At 38.4% G+C, this 18,007-nt stretch carries 19 protein-coding genes; 8 read left to right on the top strand and 11 right to left on the bottom strand.

Annotation, left to right across the window (positions count from 1 at the left end; all coding sequences use genetic code 11):
• Positions 1–130 precede the first annotated feature (130 nt).
• The 5 genes from ACFE6N_RS09635 to ACFE6N_RS09615 all read left to right on the top strand — a co-directional run bounded on the left by ACFE6N_RS09635 (position 131) and on the right by ACFE6N_RS09615 (position 3,374).
• Complete coding sequence (locus tag ACFE6N_RS09635) at positions 131–364, top strand: MoaD/ThiS family protein (RefSeq protein ID WP_090982279.1); 234 nt, start codon at positions 131–133, stop codon at positions 362–364.
• A gap of 5 nt (positions 365–369) precedes the next feature.
• Entirely contained in the window at positions 370–1,476 is a 1,107-nt protein-coding gene (locus tag ACFE6N_RS09630) for a ThiF family adenylyltransferase (protein WP_378935913.1), read from the top strand.
• A 1-nt stretch (position 1,477) separates the two neighbouring features.
• The gene (locus tag ACFE6N_RS09625) at positions 1,478–1,921 is read left to right on the top strand and encodes a molybdenum cofactor biosynthesis protein MoaE (protein ID WP_378935911.1); all 444 of its coding nucleotides are present in this window, start codon (positions 1,478–1,480) and stop codon (positions 1,919–1,921) included.
• Between the two features lies 1 nt (position 1,922).
• Positions 1,923–2,831: a bifunctional molybdenum cofactor biosynthesis protein MoaC/MoaB gene (moaCB, locus tag ACFE6N_RS09620; RefSeq protein ID WP_378935909.1), complete on the top strand. Its 909-nt coding sequence runs from the start codon at positions 1,923–1,925 to the stop codon at positions 2,829–2,831.
• A gap of 171 nt (positions 2,832–3,002) precedes the next feature.
• The gene (locus tag ACFE6N_RS09615) at positions 3,003–3,374 is read left to right on the top strand and encodes a hypothetical protein (RefSeq protein WP_378935907.1); all 372 of its coding nucleotides are present in this window, start codon (positions 3,003–3,005) and stop codon (positions 3,372–3,374) included.
• A gap of 1 nt (position 3,375) precedes the next feature.
• On the opposite strand, the gene ACFE6N_RS09610 is transcribed toward ACFE6N_RS09615, so the two are convergent.
• The 8 genes from ACFE6N_RS09610 to ACFE6N_RS09575 all read right to left on the bottom strand — a co-directional run bounded on the left by ACFE6N_RS09610 (position 3,376) and on the right by ACFE6N_RS09575 (position 11,322).
• Positions 3,376–4,047, bottom strand: coding sequence for a hypothetical protein (locus tag ACFE6N_RS09610; protein WP_378935905.1), 672 nt, complete (start codon positions 4,045–4,047; stop codon positions 3,376–3,378).
• Between the two features lie 246 nt (positions 4,048–4,293).
• The gene (locus tag ACFE6N_RS09605; RefSeq protein ID WP_090982267.1) at positions 4,294–4,482 is read right to left on the bottom strand and encodes a cold-shock protein; all 189 of its coding nucleotides are present in this window, start codon (positions 4,480–4,482) and stop codon (positions 4,294–4,296) included.
• A gap of 158 nt (positions 4,483–4,640) precedes the next feature.
• Positions 4,641–4,916 (bottom strand): hypothetical protein, encoded by a 276-nt coding sequence (locus ACFE6N_RS09600; RefSeq protein WP_090982380.1) that lies wholly within the window; start codon positions 4,914–4,916, stop codon positions 4,641–4,643.
• Between the two features lie 570 nt (positions 4,917–5,486).
• Positions 5,487–5,900 carry a luciferase family protein gene (locus tag ACFE6N_RS09595; RefSeq protein WP_090982265.1) on the bottom strand — a complete coding sequence of 138 codons (414 nt, stop codon included), beginning with the start codon at positions 5,898–5,900 and terminating at the stop codon, positions 5,487–5,489.
• Positions 5,900–6,808 carry a hypothetical protein gene (locus tag ACFE6N_RS09590; protein WP_378935902.1) on the bottom strand — a complete coding sequence of 303 codons (909 nt, stop codon included), beginning with the start codon at positions 6,806–6,808 and terminating at the stop codon, positions 5,900–5,902. The genes ACFE6N_RS09595 and ACFE6N_RS09590 overlap by 1 nt, the downstream gene beginning before the upstream one ends.
• 71 nt (positions 6,809–6,879) lie before the next feature.
• The gene (locus ACFE6N_RS09585) at positions 6,880–7,770 is read right to left on the bottom strand and encodes an SMP-30/gluconolactonase/LRE family protein (RefSeq protein WP_378935900.1); all 891 of its coding nucleotides are present in this window, start codon (positions 7,768–7,770) and stop codon (positions 6,880–6,882) included.
• A gap of 71 nt (positions 7,771–7,841) precedes the next feature.
• Positions 7,842–9,602, bottom strand: a complete 1,761-nt coding sequence (locus ACFE6N_RS09580; protein ID WP_378935898.1) for an ABC transporter ATP-binding protein — start codon at positions 9,600–9,602, stop codon at positions 7,842–7,844.
• The gene (locus tag ACFE6N_RS09575; RefSeq protein ID WP_378935896.1) at positions 9,586–11,322 is read right to left on the bottom strand and encodes an ABC transporter ATP-binding protein; all 1,737 of its coding nucleotides are present in this window, start codon (positions 11,320–11,322) and stop codon (positions 9,586–9,588) included. Before ACFE6N_RS09575 ends, ACFE6N_RS09580 begins: the two co-directional genes overlap by 17 nt.
• 200 nt (positions 11,323–11,522) lie before the next feature.
• Between ACFE6N_RS09575 and ACFE6N_RS09570 the strand changes: the two genes are divergently transcribed.
• Complete coding sequence (locus ACFE6N_RS09570) at positions 11,523–12,368, top strand: S1 RNA-binding domain-containing protein (protein ID WP_378935894.1); 846 nt, start codon at positions 11,523–11,525, stop codon at positions 12,366–12,368.
• Positions 12,369–12,449: 81 nt separating this feature from the next.
• Here the strand turns inward: ACFE6N_RS09570 and ACFE6N_RS09565 are convergent, their stop codons facing one another.
• The 3 genes from ACFE6N_RS09565 to ACFE6N_RS09555 all read right to left on the bottom strand — a co-directional run bounded on the left by ACFE6N_RS09565 (position 12,450) and on the right by ACFE6N_RS09555 (position 16,019).
• Complete coding sequence (locus tag ACFE6N_RS09565) at positions 12,450–13,121, bottom strand: MCP four helix bundle domain-containing protein (protein ID WP_378935892.1); 672 nt, start codon at positions 13,119–13,121, stop codon at positions 12,450–12,452.
• Positions 13,122–13,194: 73 nt separating this feature from the next.
• Positions 13,195–14,628 (bottom strand): ATP-dependent RecD-like DNA helicase, encoded by a 1,434-nt coding sequence (locus ACFE6N_RS09560; RefSeq protein ID WP_378935890.1) that lies wholly within the window; start codon positions 14,626–14,628, stop codon positions 13,195–13,197.
• 251 nt (positions 14,629–14,879) lie between these two features.
• The gene (locus tag ACFE6N_RS09555; protein WP_378935888.1) at positions 14,880–16,019 is read right to left on the bottom strand and encodes a putative sensor domain DACNV-containing protein; all 1,140 of its coding nucleotides are present in this window, start codon (positions 16,017–16,019) and stop codon (positions 14,880–14,882) included.
• 224 nt (positions 16,020–16,243) lie between these two features.
• On the opposite strand from ACFE6N_RS09555, the gene ACFE6N_RS09550 reads away from it, so the two are divergent.
• Both ACFE6N_RS09550 and rsmD read left to right on the top strand, forming a co-directional pair.
• Positions 16,244–17,050, top strand: a complete 807-nt coding sequence (locus ACFE6N_RS09550; RefSeq protein ID WP_378935886.1) for a DUF3822 family protein — start codon at positions 16,244–16,246, stop codon at positions 17,048–17,050.
• Positions 17,041–17,577, top strand: coding sequence for a 16S rRNA (guanine(966)-N(2))-methyltransferase RsmD (gene rsmD, locus ACFE6N_RS09545; protein ID WP_378935884.1), 537 nt, complete (start codon positions 17,041–17,043; stop codon positions 17,575–17,577). The genes ACFE6N_RS09550 and rsmD overlap by 10 nt, the downstream gene beginning before the upstream one ends.
• Positions 17,578–18,007: the final 430 nt, after the last annotated feature.

Here is an 18,007-nt window from a genome sequence, read left to right as displayed (position 1 = left end):
AGAGATTTATCAGGCCAATTACTTGCACCCCAGGCAATTTAAATACTTATAAATCCGTTATTTGCAAAGAATGACAATTTTCAGCCCCTCATAGTACATAAAAGTAGCATCTTAAGAGTAAATTAGCAGCATGGAAATTGAAATCATCAGTTTTGGACAGATTACCGAATTCATCAATAATCAAAAAATTGAAGTAGATGGCATTACTGATACGGATGCTTTTAGCAAATACATCGAAAATCGGTTTCCAGCCTTGAAAAACTTAAAATACAAACTTGCCCTGAACAAAAACATTGTTCAACACAATACTGAAATTACAAACCAGGCTACAATAGCCATCATGCCACCTTTTTCTGGTGGTTAAACAATATGGGTGCAGCGCGATACAACAGACAGATTATCCTTAAAGGATTTGGGGAGGAAGCACAGCAAAAGCTTTTAAGAGCAAAAGTTCTCGTTATTGGCGCCGGTGGCCTGGGCTGCCCGGCATTGCAATACCTGGCTGCTGCCGGCATCGGCCATATCGGTATTATTGATGATGATGCCATTTCATTATCTAATTTACATCGGCAGATTCTTTTTACTACTGCCGATATCGGAAAGCTGAAGGTAGAGGTGGCAGCAAAGCGACTACAAGAAATGAATCCCCAGATCGGGATTATCCGTCACCCCATCCGGTTACAGAAAAATAATACCCTCGATATTTTATCCAGATATGATTACATATTGGACGGCACAGACAATTTTGAATCGAGATACCTGATTAACGATGCCTGTGCCCTATTAAATAAACCGCTCATATTTGCCGCAGTATCAGGTTTCGAAGGCCAGTTGGCCATATTTAATGTTCCTGACCAGTTAACCCCCGGCACCAATTACCGTGATCTTTTTCCTGTTCCGCCAGATAAAGATGAAGTGCCTAATTGCTCTGAAAATGGTATTATAGGTGTTCTACCAGGTATTTTAGGAACAATGGCTGCCGCAGAAACCATTAAACTGATCGCTAAAATCGGATTACCTTTGACCAACAGAATATTAAATTATAATTTGCTTACACAAGAACAGTATACCATCAGCATTACTCATGGTAACGGTTATGTCATCCCCAAAACTGTTGATGAATTTTTAAATATGGATTATCAGGATACGAGCGAAGGGCCGCAAGGCTATATAGAAATTGATGCCGCCGAACTGGTGAAACTTCAGCAATCGGAATCGACAATATTAATTGATGTTCGCGAAAGACATGAAGTACCAGTATTGGATAAACAAATCTTTACACAGGTACCGATGTCGGAATTTGGTACCTTTATAGGCAAGGAATTTTATCAAAAAAATGTAGTGTTAATTTGCCAACATGGCGTTAGAAGCGTAGCTGCAGCAGAGGCCATGCAGGAAAAATATGGCGATAGCAAAAAGATTTATAGTTTAAAAGGTGGCATCATCAAATGGAGGGACCATTTTCTCAAATCTTAACATGAGCGAAAAAAAGATAAAAAACATATTTGTTAATGGCCCGATAGAACCCGCTTTTATAGCAGAGAGCATTGCCAAACATAATAGTAAAACCGCTATTGGCGGGCACAGTATTTTTATGGGCCAGGTGAGAAAAGACGAAATCGACGGCAAATTTGTTGCGGCGATAACATATACTGCATATGAGGAAGTGGCTCTTGAAAAAATGCATCAGATCAGGGAAGAAATTTTTGAAAAATATCCGCTCAGCTGCATGCATATTTACCATAGCTTAGGCATCGTTAAAGCAGGCGAAATCTGCCTTTTTGTGTTTACCTCTTCAGTTCACCGCAAGCCCGCAATATTAGCCTGTAGTGACGTGGTAGATCGGTTAAAAGTAGAATTACCAATCTGGGGCAAAGAAATATTCGAAGACGAAACCCACCAGTGGAAAGAAAATATTTAACATGGTAAACATCACAAAAAAATCCAATACCTTAAGAATTGCCGTTGCAACTGCTACTGTGAAAGTATCGAAACAGGAAACCATTGATGCCGTTGAACAGCGCAAGATACCAAAAGGCGATGTATTTGAATTTGCCCGGGCAGCAGGCTTATTCGGCGTAAAAAAAACGAGTGATGTTATTCCGGACTGTCACCCACTTCCAATTGAATATACGGCTATTACTTATGAAATTGAAGGTTTATCCATCATTATTAATGTTGAAGTACACACCATTTACAAAACAGGCGTAGAAGTTGAGGCAATGCACGGTGCATCAGTTACTGCTTTAACGATATATGATATGTTAAAACCGATTGACAAAGGTGTTGAGATAGAAAATATCCGTTTACTAAAAAAATCAGGTGGGAAATCAGAATTTAAAACTGCCAAATTCCCTGAAATCAAAGCTGCCGTTGTAGTCTGTTCTGATTCTATTTTTGAAAATAAGGCACAGGATACCGCAGGAAAAGCCATTATCTCGCGCTTGGAACAATGGGACATCCATACCGAAAAATATGAAATCGTTCCGGATGAAATCGATGTAATCGGAAATAAAGCAAGCGAATTAAGTGAAGTTGGCTATGACTTAATCATTTTTACAGGCGGAACAGGCCTTTCACCACGCGACGTAACTCCGGAGGCCATTGCACCGCTAATCGACAGGAATATTGATGGGATTATGGAAACCGCCCGGCACTATGGTCAGGAGCGTATGCCCTATGCCATGCTTTCTCGTGGTGTAGCTGGTTTCATCGGAAAAACTTTGGTGCTTACTTTCCCAGGCTCTAAAAGCGGCGCTGAAGAAAGTATGGATGCACTTTTCCCACAGGTTTTGCATTTATTCAAGGTTATTAAAGGTGAGAAACATTGATATTAACCTGATGTCATTCTGAACGCAGTGAAGAATCTTTAAACCATTAGCCATATTTCTAATCTTCAAAACAATAGATATAATCAGATTAAAATTCGTAGTTCCATGGTCAGGATCCTGGACCAATATCACTATTGACAATATTAAATTTAAACCACAAAAATCTTTTTTGTGATCAAATTTATGTTCTATTTTTGCGCCATGTCGCCTAAATATAAGATTTTATACTTTTTCCAAAATTCTGATACCACTATCCTCGAAATTCAGCGTCTTGGCCTGCCTGAAAATGCAGATGCAGAGGCGACTTACCATTGGCTTTACTTTGATAAAATTACAGGATCACTAATTAAATTATGGTTTAGGTCAATGGATTCATCTACTGAAATTGAAGAACGCTATTTTGAACAGGGTTATCTTAAATTTAATAAAACAGAGGCTACTTATATCGAAAAGCATAATTCTTCGCAACAGAAACTCCATAATATGGGCAGCAGAGCTGTGGGAGAGGATATAAACGCTTTATTAGAGAATTACCTGAAATAAGTTAAGCCGTTTCAGGCAATTCCGCCGCTAAGCCAACTTTACTTAAAGGATAACGCGAAGCATGAAAATCATGAAGGGACTGATTGAAATCGACATACCATTCCTGTTTTTGCATACTTTCTAAAAGTTGTGCACAAGCGAGTATATCTGTGTCAGAATGGCGAAGTTTATCTGCAACAAAACTAACTACATCCCAAATGCCATCCATCATTAAAAAGCGAAAAACGGATAAGATTGCAGACCATTGTACTTTTTTAGTGTGCAGCAAAAAAAATCGCGATATCGGGCTGCACAATCGTTTAAATGCCATATAATCTTCTTCTGCACCTGTTAAGCTCAAAAAGCCTTCACTGTAAGGAAGATTTATAATTTCTGAAGCCATTTTATCAAGACTGTGGTTATAAATACTTCCTGCACAGATAGATGATATGGAGATCAATGCCAAATGGTCATAAATTCCGGGATGCATTTTAAGTTTGCCATTACGCACAAATACCAAGCCACCCTTTTTGGCAACACCAGGCCGGTTGTTAATGGCCGATAAACTTAAAAGCTCAAATTCGTGAGCAAAATTAAGAGCCATAACAAATTGCGCAGCGGCCATAAAGCTACCTCCATCAAGGGGTTTGCTGCAGTTAGCAGGTTCCTGAATTGAAAAAATAGAAAGTTGCAAAAATATTTAATTTGTTGGTTCTGGCCGAATTGCTCCGGCATTGGCAAAAATAAAAATCCCGATTAAAAAACAATAATCAGGATTGTGTATAAAAAACATCCGGATCAGTAACCCACTAGAAATGAGCAGGAAATTTTTTCATCTTTTTATTCAGTACTGCCGGTGATTAAATTTTCATTACGCAAAAAAAATCGAGGCAAAAAAAAAGCAGGACTAAATCCTGCTCAAAATCTTTTGGGGGAAGAATTAAACAACTCTTACTTTCACTGCATTAAGGCCTTTTTTGCCTTCTTGAACATCATATTCAACTGTATCATTTTCTCTGATTTCATCAATCAGGCCTGATGCATGCACAAAAATCTCAGATCCGCCTTCTTCTTTGATAAAGCCAAAGCCTTTTTCTGAGTTAAAAAATTTTACTGTTCCGTTTTTCATTATACTGGATGTTTTAAATTAAAAATCAAAAATAGGATTAAAACCCAAAAACCAAAATTACTGGCAAATAAAATTACGTTTTATCCGTAAAAAGATTCAAAAAACGAGAATTATAACAAACATCTCAATATAAGTAAGACATCGACAATTGATCTTCCCTACCTAAGCGTCGAGTACCAGTTGATGGGATGCGATCTTAAGTTCATGCCATCACTTTCAATATGATATAAGATAATCGGCTTACTGAAATCCACAAAACGTTCTACCTGTCTGGAAAGTTTACCCAGAAAATCCATGCTCGATATGCCTTCTTTTAAATGAACATAAATCACACTGCCAGTTTTAAACTCAAAGCGTTCTACCACTCCCGGCCACTCTGCTTTTATCCTGTTAAGAAAAGCCTTGATTTTGGTTTCTTCCTTTAGATTTTCCATAAGCTTATCAGGTTTTTTAATATATGCTAATTTAAAAAAATATTCCAAATTAGATTAATTGTAACAGTACCTATACAATCAATTAATTATTAAAATTTGCACAAGCGACAAGAGTCCTATTCTTGGAGAACACTTCTCCATAGTGTTATTGCTGCTTAGGAGAGAACATTATTGCTTAGCAAAAAAAAACTACCTAACATACAATCGAAACAGCGCTTGGAATAACGACATCTTACATCCATTTCATTACCGTACTGGCGGGAACTCCAATACAATTACCTGTCCGACAAAATGTCAACATCAATATGCCATTTAAGGTGAGAAATGGCTATATCCTTGGCATAAAATAATGATAAAAGTATATATAAAATAAAATGCAGCATTATAAGATCATATTTTTCCAGGATTGGAGTAAATAAAAAAGCCCTTCAATCCTGAGAGGGCTTTTTCATAGTCGTCTATCCCTATAAGTAGGAATTTCAAAGCTAATTATTGTAATTTATATTTTTGGCGTCTGAATAAACTGAACAGAAAAAAAATGTCATTATATTTTGAGTTTATTAAAGGTAGCTAAACCCTGCTTCGATAAGCCTCATTCAATAAATACTTTGCGTTTATTAGATCTTTTTCAGTTAAAATATAAAAACTGATCCAGCCAGATTTTTTAAAAACATGATGCACTTCTGCCTTTCCTGAAGCGAGTAACTCTTGCTTAACCTGCCTGGTGAATAAAATATCCAGCAGCCCATTACTGTGTAAATGACCGATCTCTTTTTGTCCGTAATTAAACTGCATTCCTCCAAATTTATGCAAGCTCACGTTTGTTCCGTCCCAACTTAGTACCTCGTTTTCAATTTCGTCAAACCAGGCTAGTCTTTCGGGCGCAACCAGCAACATTGCAATTTTTAAACAGCTATCATAAATCAGTGCAAACAGTGGTATGCCTTTGAGGAAATTGAGCCGATAAACGATAAACCGGAACATTATTCTTCGCTAAGGGTTTTAATATGTTCCATTACCCTTAAATGTACATTTCTGGTAATGCTCTCGGCCCATAAATCGTAATACCAGGTTGGAAAAACGTGCAGTTTATACCAGCTATTTCCAATCAAAGTTGTGGTTCCATCACCATTATTATATAATAAAAACTGCCCGCGTTCAATATCAATATGCCCCATTATTTCAGGATCTTTAGGTTGGTTGACAATATCAAAAGTTAGGTTTTTATTTTCTTCGTAGGTTACTATCTTTTCGTCGAAAGTATAGCCATTGCTAAAAATACATTTTCGGCCCGCACCATTTTTGTATCCGGAAACTGTTGTTTGCATAGGACTTGGCATCCCTACTTTAAAAAGCCAGTAGTTGTTTGGTTTATTGATTTTATTAAAAGCAACCACATGTTTCCAGATTTTTTCAGGCTTTGCCTTAATAATCACCTCATCAGAAACCATATTTTCATAATGATGATCTGATATCGAATCGACAACAAAAACGGCAAAAAGCAATGAAACAAAGCTTATGTTTAATGTTTGTTTGTTCTTCTTAAACATAACCTTTCCAATAAAAGTACCCGTGGTAACAAAAGCAAAAATGAGCGGTGACACAATAAGCAGGCAGATGGTTCCTTCACCAAGAAAGAAAAAACTCAGTACAATAGCAAAAAAGCCGTTCAATATAGAATACCAGATCAGCTTTTTACTGCTGAATTTCAAATCACGCCAATACCATGCGGCTAATATCCCCATTAATATAGGAAGGATAATGAATTCAGAAAAAACTAAAATACCCCCACTTTGAGGCTGGAGTACAAATCTGTTTATCCCGATAATGCTAATAATTAAAATATTGGGAACCAGAAAACCTAAAAATTCTTTGTCTACAGATGCTTTCATTATTTAATATTTATAATACCAAACATAAAATAAAAATATTAAACTTTCAAAATTTACTGAAAATAAAAAAACTACTCAACCCCTCTTGTATTCATCAGGATGGTATAAAGCGATTTTGAAGCGGTGATGAAAAGTATATTTTTATTTTTCCCGCCAAAACAAATGTTACCGCACCATTCCTCAGGCACATCTATATGGGCGATTTTTTCGCCTGTAGGTTTGTAAATATTTACTCCCTTTCCTGTTACGTAAATATTTCCTTTATTGTCCAAAGTCATCCCGTCAGAATGCTGGTTAAGAATGAGTTGTTTATCTGTTAATCTGGCATCGTCACCGATACGGTAACGGTAAGTTTTATTTGCCTCCATATCGGCCACATACAAAAATTTACCATCAGGAGTACCTACAATTCCATTAGGTTTAATTACATCATCTGCAACTACAATTGCCTCTTTTTTTCCTTTGGGGATATAATAGACCTTTTGGCCTTTAATTTCGGGCGATTTCCGCGTCCAATAATCTCGCTGATAATAAGGATCGGTAAAATATATCCCACCTTTCTTATCCAGCCAGATATCATTCGGACCATTTACTTTTTTACCTTCATACTCACTAAAGAGTACCTTTATGTTCTTATTTTGATCAATAGACCAGATCTCGTTATTTTCGTCGGCACATACAATCAAGTTGCCCTTCTGATCAAAATAAGTACCGTTTGCCCTTCCTGATTTATCCATATACAGACTCAGCTTACCATGAATATCGTATTTCCAGATTTTGTCGTTCGGTTGGTCTGTAAAAAAAACGTTTCCCTGTTTATCAACCGATGCACCTTCTGTAAACTTAAACTGTGAAGAAATCAATTTTAAACTATCCTGAACAAACAGGTTTTGTTCAGCACTTTGTGCAAAGCAAGCCAAGCTTAGGGCCAAACAGGCCAGAAAGAGAAAATATTTTTTCATTTGTGTTTTTTAATTGTTTGATCAGACCTCGCAGGTTTTAAAAACCTGCGAGGTCTGTTTCAGTAAATATATCAACTTACCCGCTTCCCTTTGAGTAACATATTTAATGCATCATCCAGCGTCCCGGCCTTTTGCACTTCACCTTCGTTTACAAAATAGATTTCATCGGCATTTTCAATGGTATTCAGGCGGTGTGCAATAATCACCAATGTAGTTTCTTTAGAAAGTTTATTTAAAATACTGCCCAAAAGTTGTTCGGTTATGGTATCAATGTTGGCTGTAGCTTCATCAAGAATCAACAATTCAGGATTTCTAAGCACCGCACGCATAAAGGCAATCAACTGTTTCTGTCCTAAACTGATACTGTCTGATCCTGAAGTAATCTGTGTACTCAATCCTTCATCAAATATGGCTAATAGCGCATTCAGGTTCGCTTCTTCAATTATTTTTTGCAGTTCAGCATCTGTAACCGATTTATACTGACTGTTGCCATATAAAATATTCTCTTTCACCGTTCCGGTAAACAAAAACGGCTCCTGCAATATAAAACCTATTTTTTGTGTTCTTTCTGCTGCAGAAAACGACCTGATATCTTTACCATTTAACAAAACCCTTCCTTTGGTAGGATCGTATAAACGGGAAATGAGTGAAGCTGTTGTCGTTTTTCCGCCGCCGGTTGGCCCAATTAAGGCATAGGTTTTTCCTTTCTCAAACCTTAAATTGATATTATGCAAGATTTCTTTACTGTCATCATAAGAAAAGTGAACGTTCTTGAATTCTATCAATGCAGTTGAAGTGGCTGTCTCATTCAATGCCAGTTGTTTTAAATTGCTTTCCAAGGATAAAATCTGCGAAATTCTATCCCAGCTGGCCATCGCCACCTGAAAACTGGTCCAAAGCGCAGCCAATTGCCTTAACGGATTATAAAAATTTGTGGTATAAGAGATATAACTCACCAATAAACCCAGGGTAAAATGGCCCTTCGCAATTAAATGAATACCAAATAGCAAAGTAATTAATTGCGCAATGCTGGATAACAGACCGTAAACAGGGACAAAAGTATTGTTGGCTAAACCCGCACTGATAGCTGTTTTATAATTCTTGGTATTGGCTTCGTTAAAACGTTTCCTAAAATAATCCCTGCGGTTAAAGGCAATAATAACTTTAAAATTGTTCAGACTTTCCTGTATCTCGGCACTCATTCCGCCAACGCTTTTTAAATTTTTAGCATTTTTAGCTTTTACCCAGGGCGATAAAGCCACCGTAAAAAGCACAATAACTACGGCGGGCGCAAGCGTAGCGGCACCCAATTCAACGTTAATGGAAAGGAGGAAAATGCCGGCGCCGATCATGGTAACGATACTGCCGATAAACTGCATTAAGGATTGTGAAAAAAACTGATTCAGTTTGTCAGTATCGTTATTTACCCTCGAAATGAGGTCTCCAACCTTATTCTGGTTAAAAAAAGAAACCGGTAACTCCTGTAATTTATTAAAAATGGCATTTCTTAAGGTATATAACATTCGCTGCCCCACCCCGCCCATTAATCTTGTTTGAGTGTAACCTGTAACCATAGCAATCATATACATCACCAATAGTATCCCGCCAAAAATCAGAACACCGTGAAATTGTTTGTTACGGATATAGGTATCGATGGTATGACCTACCAGTAACGGACCCAAAAGCAATAATCCTGAGTTCACCAAAATGGCGATCAGTGCCAGCCAAAGGTTTTTATGCTCGGTAGAAATGAGTTTTAGCAGGCTTTTCAGCGCTTTATATGTAGATTGTTTTTCCCGCCCGCTATTAAGCTCGTTAAGATTGTAGTTCATAATTACTGGTGCTCTGTTGTGAATTGTAAATCTGAACATATTCAGGACTGCTTTTTAACAACTCCTGATGGGTTCCTTCCGCAATAATTTCGCCTTGCATCAGCAAGATCACTTTATCATAATATTCAACAGATGCTATTTTTTGGGTAATGGAAATTAAAGTTAAACCTGGATAATTTTGCTGGATATTCTCCAGGATCTTTTTCTCTGTAGAGGTATCAACCCGGGCGGTGAAATCATCCAGCAACAGGATTTTCGGATTCACTGCTAAGGCCCTGGCCAGCATAATCCGTTGTTTTTGTCCGCCGGAAAGGCTATTTCCCCGCTCCGACACAATTGTGTTTAGCTGATCGGGCAAGGCATTTACAAAATCTTTCAATTCTGCAGTAGCAATGGCTTTAGCCAGCGACTGGTCTGTAACCGTATCACTAAAGGCAATATTCTCCCTGATGCTCATATTAAACATAATGCTATCCTGAAATACAAAACCAACCTGTTTATGGAAATCTTCCTGTTTGTATTGTTGAATCTCCTGCCCATTGTATAATACAGATCCGGCATCAGCATCGATCAAACCTGTCAAAACATAAAGCAGTTGTGTTTTCCCAGCGGCTGTAGGACCAATTATAGCCGTTCTTGAGCCTGCCTGGGCAGTAAAAGAAATTGATTTCAAAACTGGTTTTTGGCCAAAGCTTAAGCTGATATTTTTCGCCTCCAAATAGCCTTTTAAAGAAGTGCTTAACGTTCCGGGATGGATAATTTCCGCAGCATTGAGCACATTTTCAATCCTCTGGTAAGATGCTGTAGCCTGTGCAATAACATTACTCATAAAACCGATTACCAAAATGGGAAATACGATGAGCGTAAGGTAGCTGTTAAAAGCAGCAAACTCTCCCAATGTCATCGAATCAGTAATGACGAAATGACCACCCAGTACCAAAATGCATAAACCAGATAAATTGGCTGTAAAAACAATAACAGGAATTAAAGCTGCAAACATCCGGAGGATGGATATACCCAAATCCCTCGCTTTTGCATTTGCATCCAAAAACTTGTTGTATTCCAGCATCTGCGAATTGATGATGCGAATTAATGCGGAGCCCATAATGCTTTCGCTAATCACTTTATTGAGCCAATCGATTACTTCCCTGCTCTTTTTAAAAAGCACCTTAACTTTGCTCAACACATAGAAAAATGCCCCTCCGATAATTGGTACGATGGCAATTACACAGAGCGCCAGTTTCCAATTGATTGTAAGCAGTAGAATACTTGCCCCGACAATTAAAAATATAGATGAACAAATGGAAACGATAGCCTGCGAAACAAACATTTTGATCGAATCAGCATCAGCTGTAAGGTTGGTCAGCAGTTTTGAGGGGTTAGCCTGAATAATGTAAGCATGGCTTTGTCGCGAAATCTGATCAGACAACTTTGTCCTCAAATCTCTGGCCACCCGTTCAGAAGCATAGGTTTGCACAATGCTCTGTAAATAAGTGAAAATAAAAACAAACGCTATGGCCAGCGAAAACTGAAGCAGAATGGATTGCAGGTTGAAAGTTTTATGGGTATAAGCATCAATACCATTGGCAATAATCTTCGGTAAAAGTAAGTTGATGCCGTTACTGAGCAACGCAAACAGGATCAGCATAAAAATTAAGCCTTTATAATTTCCAAGTAAACTGAAAATACCTGGTTTTTTGGCTTCTTTGGTTTTTCTCATATCAATGAAGATACCTTAATTTGTAGTTTCCAAATTTAGCCGAATTAATTGACATCGTTTGTAAGAAAGATATTAAAGAAGAAAGATATTTATAAACGAACAAACCAAGTTGTTTACTTATGATTTAAAACCCATTTACCACTAAACATTACTACCTTTGCAATAAAAGCCATTGGAGAAAATGGTTAAACCCAAAACAAATGATTGAAATAGGAAAATACAACGAGTTAAGGATTTTAAGTAAAACAGAAGCCGGATTAAACTTAACAGACGGTGATAAACTGGTCGTGCTCCCCTACCAATACGTTCCGAACGGAGTAGAAATTGGTGATAACATTAACGTTTTTGTATTTATACAAAAAGATGGCCGCTTAACTGCCACTACCCAAAAAGCCTATGCTGAAGTTGGCGATTTTGCCTTTTTAAAGGTAGTTTCTGATGGCGATGACGGGGTTTTTATGGATTTGGGAATCGATAAAGACGTGTATATACCTAAACGCGAACAAAAAAGGCCTATGCAAAAAGGCTACAAGTATGTGGTTTACCTTTATTTAGATGAAAATAACGATCGACTTTTGGCTTCATCTAAATTGTATGATTTTGTTGAAGAAGATGGTTTTGATTTTGAAGAAGGTGATGAAGTGAGTTTATTGATTACCGAAGAAACCGATCTTGGTTACAATGCCATCATCAACAATACTTACATTGGTTTACTGTACAATAATGAAGTTTTCGATAATATCCAACCGGGCGACATGCGTAAAGGCTGGATCAAGAAAATCCGCGTAGAAGGCAAAATTGATTTAACCTTGCAACCTAGCGGATACGGCCATATCCTTGATTCGAAAGAGATGATTTTGAAAGAACTTAAAAAAAGTGGCGGTGTGATTGAACTGGGCGACAAAAGCTCACCTGAAGATATTTACCACCGTTTTCAGATCAGTAAAAGTGCATTCAAAAAAACGATTGGCTCCTTGTACAAAGAACGTTTGATTCTGCTTTCCGACGACTCGATCAGATTGCTTTCAGACGAAGACGCTGAATAACCTTATTTTCTGCTGGTTGGTGCGACATGAACCAGCAGAGTTTTTTTTATCGGTTGGTGTCACAACTACCGAAAGACGAATCTAATTCAGATTGAATTTATCGTTTGTAATCTTAACCATGTTGGAAGCCGAAACGATGTTGACAATCATAATTCCGATCACAATAGCCAAAATAACCTGTAATGTAGAGTAAACCTTCGTCCCCGAAACAAAAATCCTTGAACCTTTAATCAGTTCATTACCCACCTTAGACTGTATTTTAATCAGTGCCGATAGCTTGACCAACGTTTGATTCACTGCTTTTTTTCCTGTCGATTCGTAAATTGACCTTCCTTCTTCTGCACTGGCCATATTCAACATTTTGGCTTCTATACGCTGCTGAACAAGCAACGCCTTTTTGAACTCATTTAAATAGTTTTTTTCCTGTTTTACCAGAAAAGTAAGCTCGTATTTATTAATTACTGAATCAATTTTCCGGTTATGGTTATTCATATTTGCAAGCGTTGAACCTTCTGCAGCATCGTTTCCAAGCAACAGTTCCTGCAGGATGGCATTTTTATAATATAGATTTTCAGCAATGAAATATAAGTCTGTAGCCGGAATAAGCCTGTCGTTATACATCGAAATGAAAGAGTCATTGATTTTTTCTACACTTTTATCTTCCAAAAAGCGGATCATCAAGGTGCAGCACATAATACAGAAAAGCAAAAAAGCAGTTTTTAGCTTATTTTTAAGGCTAAAGGCAAATTTCATAATACAACCGGTTAATATGTTACAGGTACAGGAAAGTAAATCCGTGCAATCCTTAAATCTGTGTAATCAGGTGTTAAAAATAATCCTCCTGTGCCGTTTTCGCGAAAAGCTGTGGCGCAAAATTGACTAAATATAACTCTTTTTTTGCCCGGGTTACAGCGGTATACAACCAACGTAAAAAATCAACATCGATCATTTCTTCTGTAAGGTAACCCTGATCGGCAAAAACAGCATCCCACTGGCCGCCCTGTGCTTTATGGCAGGTTACCGCATAAGCAAACTTGATCTGTAGTGCATTATAGAAGGGATCAGCTTTAATTGCCAACATTCTCTGCCGCTTATTGGCAATATGTTCGTAATCTTCATTAAGGCCATCAAAAAGCTTTTTATTCTGTTCGTAAGGCAGATTTGCACTTTCTAAATTCAAAGTATCCAACATCACCTTACAACTAATCTGACCTGCGGCCGGAAAATCCATAAACTCTAAAGTGGCATCAGCAAAACGGAAACCATAACGTTCTTCTTCTCCCCTTACACGAATCACTCTGGCCATGTCGCCATTGGCAATAAAGGCAGTATCTTCGTTTTCAGGCAGCCAGAAATAATTATTCCGCACCACCATAATCTGGTCACCGCCAGTTAATTCTTCTTCACGGTATAATAACCTTGCCCTGATCTGCTGGTTATACACATTGGCTGATTTATTGGAACGGCAAACCACCAGGGTATTTTCCATACCAAATTTCCGGTAAGCATACTCCAGGCCTTCTACCAATCGTGCACCAGCCATGTTGTAAATATCGGTGTAGTTTTTGGTCAGGAATTTAGGTAACGGATGTTCAGGATTTTTGGCAATCTGGTTCCGTAGCATGGTGGCATTGGCCAGAATACCCGACTTCTTACCCTGTCGAACCACTTCCTTTAACTCTACCGATGAAACCGTTAAGGCGAATTTATCTTTTAAGTATTGTTCATTTAGTGCCGGGCTGTCTAAACTTCCTACCGGAGGCAATTGAGCGGTATCACCCACAAAAAGCAGAAAACAGTTTTTGGTATTGTACACAAACTCCAGCAGATCACGTAATATCGAAGAGCCAGTCTCATTAAATTCATCAGCGATCATTGAGGCTTCATCGATAATAAACAGCGTATTTTCGGAGAGGTTCGGCGCCAGCTGAAACTGCATTTCTGGCGATGCTGCTGAGCGTTTTCTATAAATCCTTTTATGTATGGTTAAAGCTTTACGAAATGAATATTGACTCATTACTTTTGCCGCCCTTCCGGTTGGGGCAAGCAGTTCGCTTCGCAGGTTAAACTGCCTTAACACCTTTACCAAAGCTGCTACCGAGGTGGTTTTACCCGTACCGGCATAACCTTTCAGTACAAAACAGCGGTACTCATCGTCCTGTTGTAAAAATGCCGACATCCGTTGGCAAAACAGCATTTGCTCCTTGGTCGGCTGATGTTCGTATGCTGAAGCGATAAGCTGGCTTTTGTCGTAGATCATCTCTAATGGTTAATTGTTTAAACGGTTAATCGGTTAACTGCTTAGTGTACATGAAACAGTAATTGAGGTTTCCAGCACAGCCCTATTTAACTAAACCGTATTGAAGCGATATCTCCCGATCTAAATAGTCATTTGTTTTTTAGCAAAAGTGTGATCGGGAATTTAGCGGAAAGACGGACTACAGTATCCGATTAGCAGTAAGCTACCTTTCCAAATAATAGCAATCGCGCTATGCCCTATGCTTCCTGCTATTACAAAAGTAACGTTTCAATACGATGAGCCATTACCATATTTTGTTTTTTGCTGTAGCTGAAAATGGTAAAATGGCCATCCTGCGAGGCTACCAGACCAATAGACTGAGGCTGATCGTTTACAAACTGGGCAACGGAAAAATGGCGGGTGCCGCCAAGTTGCCCTGGATAAAGAATTGTATCTTCTCCACCAAAAATCGGCTCCGAAAACGCAATCTGTTCTACAGTAGGTTTTCCCTTTGCACGGCCTATTTTGGCCCCAAATGCAATCAGTTCGAATTCTTCGTTGATAATCGTTGCGCCGTCAACCGCGGTTAAACCAGCTAAATGTTCCACCTCACGGCGCACAGCCCCTTGCGAGAAAATCTCGCTTTGGTTACCATTTTGCTTTGCCAGGTTGGATAATCCACAGAATGGAGGTTCAACCAGATACTGGATAGGGTGAATAATGGATTCTTCCCATTTTACATCACCCTTAGGCACAATTAACAAAGCTCCACCCCTGCCGTGCGCCCGCATAGAAACCGAAAACTGAATTAAAATATTAATCGGGTCGTTCCAGCTTGCCAATACAGTTAAATCCAGTAAGGCTTGCAAAATAGGCGGACAATCTCTATTGTTACAGCTCCTATCATCAACGATTCGGATCTGTTCGCCCTTTAACACCGCCACATTAGTAAATTTACCAATACCATAAATCCTGCGGTGCTTGATCACAATTAAGCCGGGCTCAGAAACATCTACTACAAAACAAAAGTTAGGAATATTAAGGGTTGTACCCCAGATATAAAGCTCACCGTCTTCCTCCCACACACCCAGATGTATCCCCGAACGCTCAATTCCAGGGGCTATTTTGGTTAAATTATTTGCATTTAAGGATAATTTTTTAGCAAAACGCAATGGTTTTGAGGTTTGCTCAGGAGGTAAAAAAGCAATCGAAATCCTGGGCGAATGCCCCTCCTCCTTACGTAAACTGCTCCAAAAAGCCACATCAATGATCGCTTCAATATTTTTTTGATCTGGTTGAGTAGCCAAATCTATTTCGCCTTGCGCAATTGCATTCTTATGCAGTTTAACAAAATGTTCTTCTATTGTTGCTGCAATGGTGTTTGCCGCTTTATAGGTAGGCTTATAACTCATGTTCCGAATTTAAGCCGAATATTCCGATTTTTGAATAGCCTAAAAGTTTGATTTTGGTAAAAAAATAGCGTCCACCTGTTCATCGGAAAATCGGTTAGCGTGGTACAAATAACTATTCTGTGCTTTTCCCCATTCTCTGGCAAAAACCAAATGACTTTGGTAGCAAGACCAAAAAATTCACCACATCTTAGCGTTAATCCTCAAAAAAGTCTATTTTTGTTTCAATGCGTAACAATAGTCTCTTATTGATTGACCCAAATTTCAAAGCTGACACATCTGTAAACTGCCATTTATTATTGAAAATAACAAATGATAGCTTTTCTTATGCCGTGGTTAACCAGGATACTAAAGAGATTAATCTCATTTTTGATAAACAAGGATGCAAAGATGTTGAAAAAGACCTCAAAACGGCCTTTGAAACCGACCATTATCTTTCTTTAAATTATGGAGCCGTTAAGGCTGCTATCCATACATCAAACTTTATTTTTATCCCTGATGAATGGTTTGACCGCGAAAATTTGACTGTTTACGCCCAATACCTGGGCTCTGACGCTAAAGTTTACACCAAACACAACGAAAAGCTGGGTTTTAACACTGTTTTTTGTTTAGACGAGGATTTAAAAGCAAATCTGCCGGAACAAACCGATCTTTATCCGCAATCTGAACCATTAATGGTTTTATTTGATCACCTTGCAGACGAATCTTTATTAGTCGATTTTACTGCAGTATCTTTTAATGTACTCTATTTAAAAGATAAGAAGGTCATTTTTCAAAACCACTACGAATCAGAAAATGCTGAAGAATTTAATTATTTTCTATTGCTGATGATCGAACAATTGGGCCTCAATGATACTATCCCTGTTTACTTACAAGGTATCATTAACGAAGATGATGAGCACTATACCTGTTTATTAAAATACTTTAACCAACTTTATTTCTTTCTTCCCGCTGGTAAACAAAATAGCGAGTTACTGGCAGACATGCCTAAACACTATTTCAGCGGCCTTCTTGCTTTAGATTTATGCGGATAATTGGTGGCAAATTAAAGGGAATCCGTTTGCAGCCCCCTGCAAATTTACCGGTACGCCCCACAACGGATATGGCCAAAGAAGCACTCTTCAATATCCTGAACAATAAATACGATTTCGAAACCTGTGCTGTATTGGATTTATTCTGCGGCACCGGAAATTTAACTTTAGAGTTTGCTTCACGTGGCGCAGAAAGTATTTTAGCAGTTGATATGGATTACGGCTGCGTAAACTGGGTGAAAAATACAGCTAAACAATACCAGTTTGATCAGATTGATGTACGTAAGGGTGATGTTTTTAAATTATTGAAACAAATGACCGGCAGTTACGACCTGATCTTTGCCGACCCGCCCTACAACATGCCTAATATTCCGCAGATTCCGGTAATGGTTGAATCCCAACAGTTGCTAAAGCCCAATGGTTTATTAATTGTAGAACACCAAAGTAATATGAAACTGAACAGCCAGCCGGGTTATACCGAAACGAGAAAATACGGAAATTCTTCCTTCAGCTTTTTTGAGTTTAGTTAGATTGGTTATTGGTTTATTGGTCATTAGTCATTGGTTTATTGGTCATTGGTTTATTGGCCATTAGTCATTGGTTATTGGTTCAATCTGCTAACAACTCAAGGTTAAAGATTGGTTTGCTGATAATTGTTAGTTGATTATTGGTAATTGACTTATTCATTTAATCCGCGCTTCCCAGTGAGAATTACGGTTCTGGATGAAGGCCCCCACAGGGACTCACCTTTGTTTATAAACCCGATCGTCAGCGGTACGAAGGCTTTTTCAGCCGAGTTTAGCAGAGAGCGGGACTGAACCACCCCAATTATCTTCCCCCCTTTCATTTCCAAACCCCTTTTATATACTCAACCTTCTTTCTTCAATTTCCCTTATTCTCCCATAGTTCTTTCTGCCATATCCATACCTATGGCCTTGCCCTTTTTTTTCTCGCACCATA

Source organism: Pedobacter sp. BG31 (assembly GCF_042464845.1).
GTDB lineage: Bacteria > Bacteroidota > Bacteroidia > Sphingobacteriales > Sphingobacteriaceae > Pedobacter > Pedobacter suwonensis.
The sequence above is the reverse complement of the archived record's forward strand: the minus strand, read 5'-3'. Positions and strand labels throughout refer to the sequence as shown.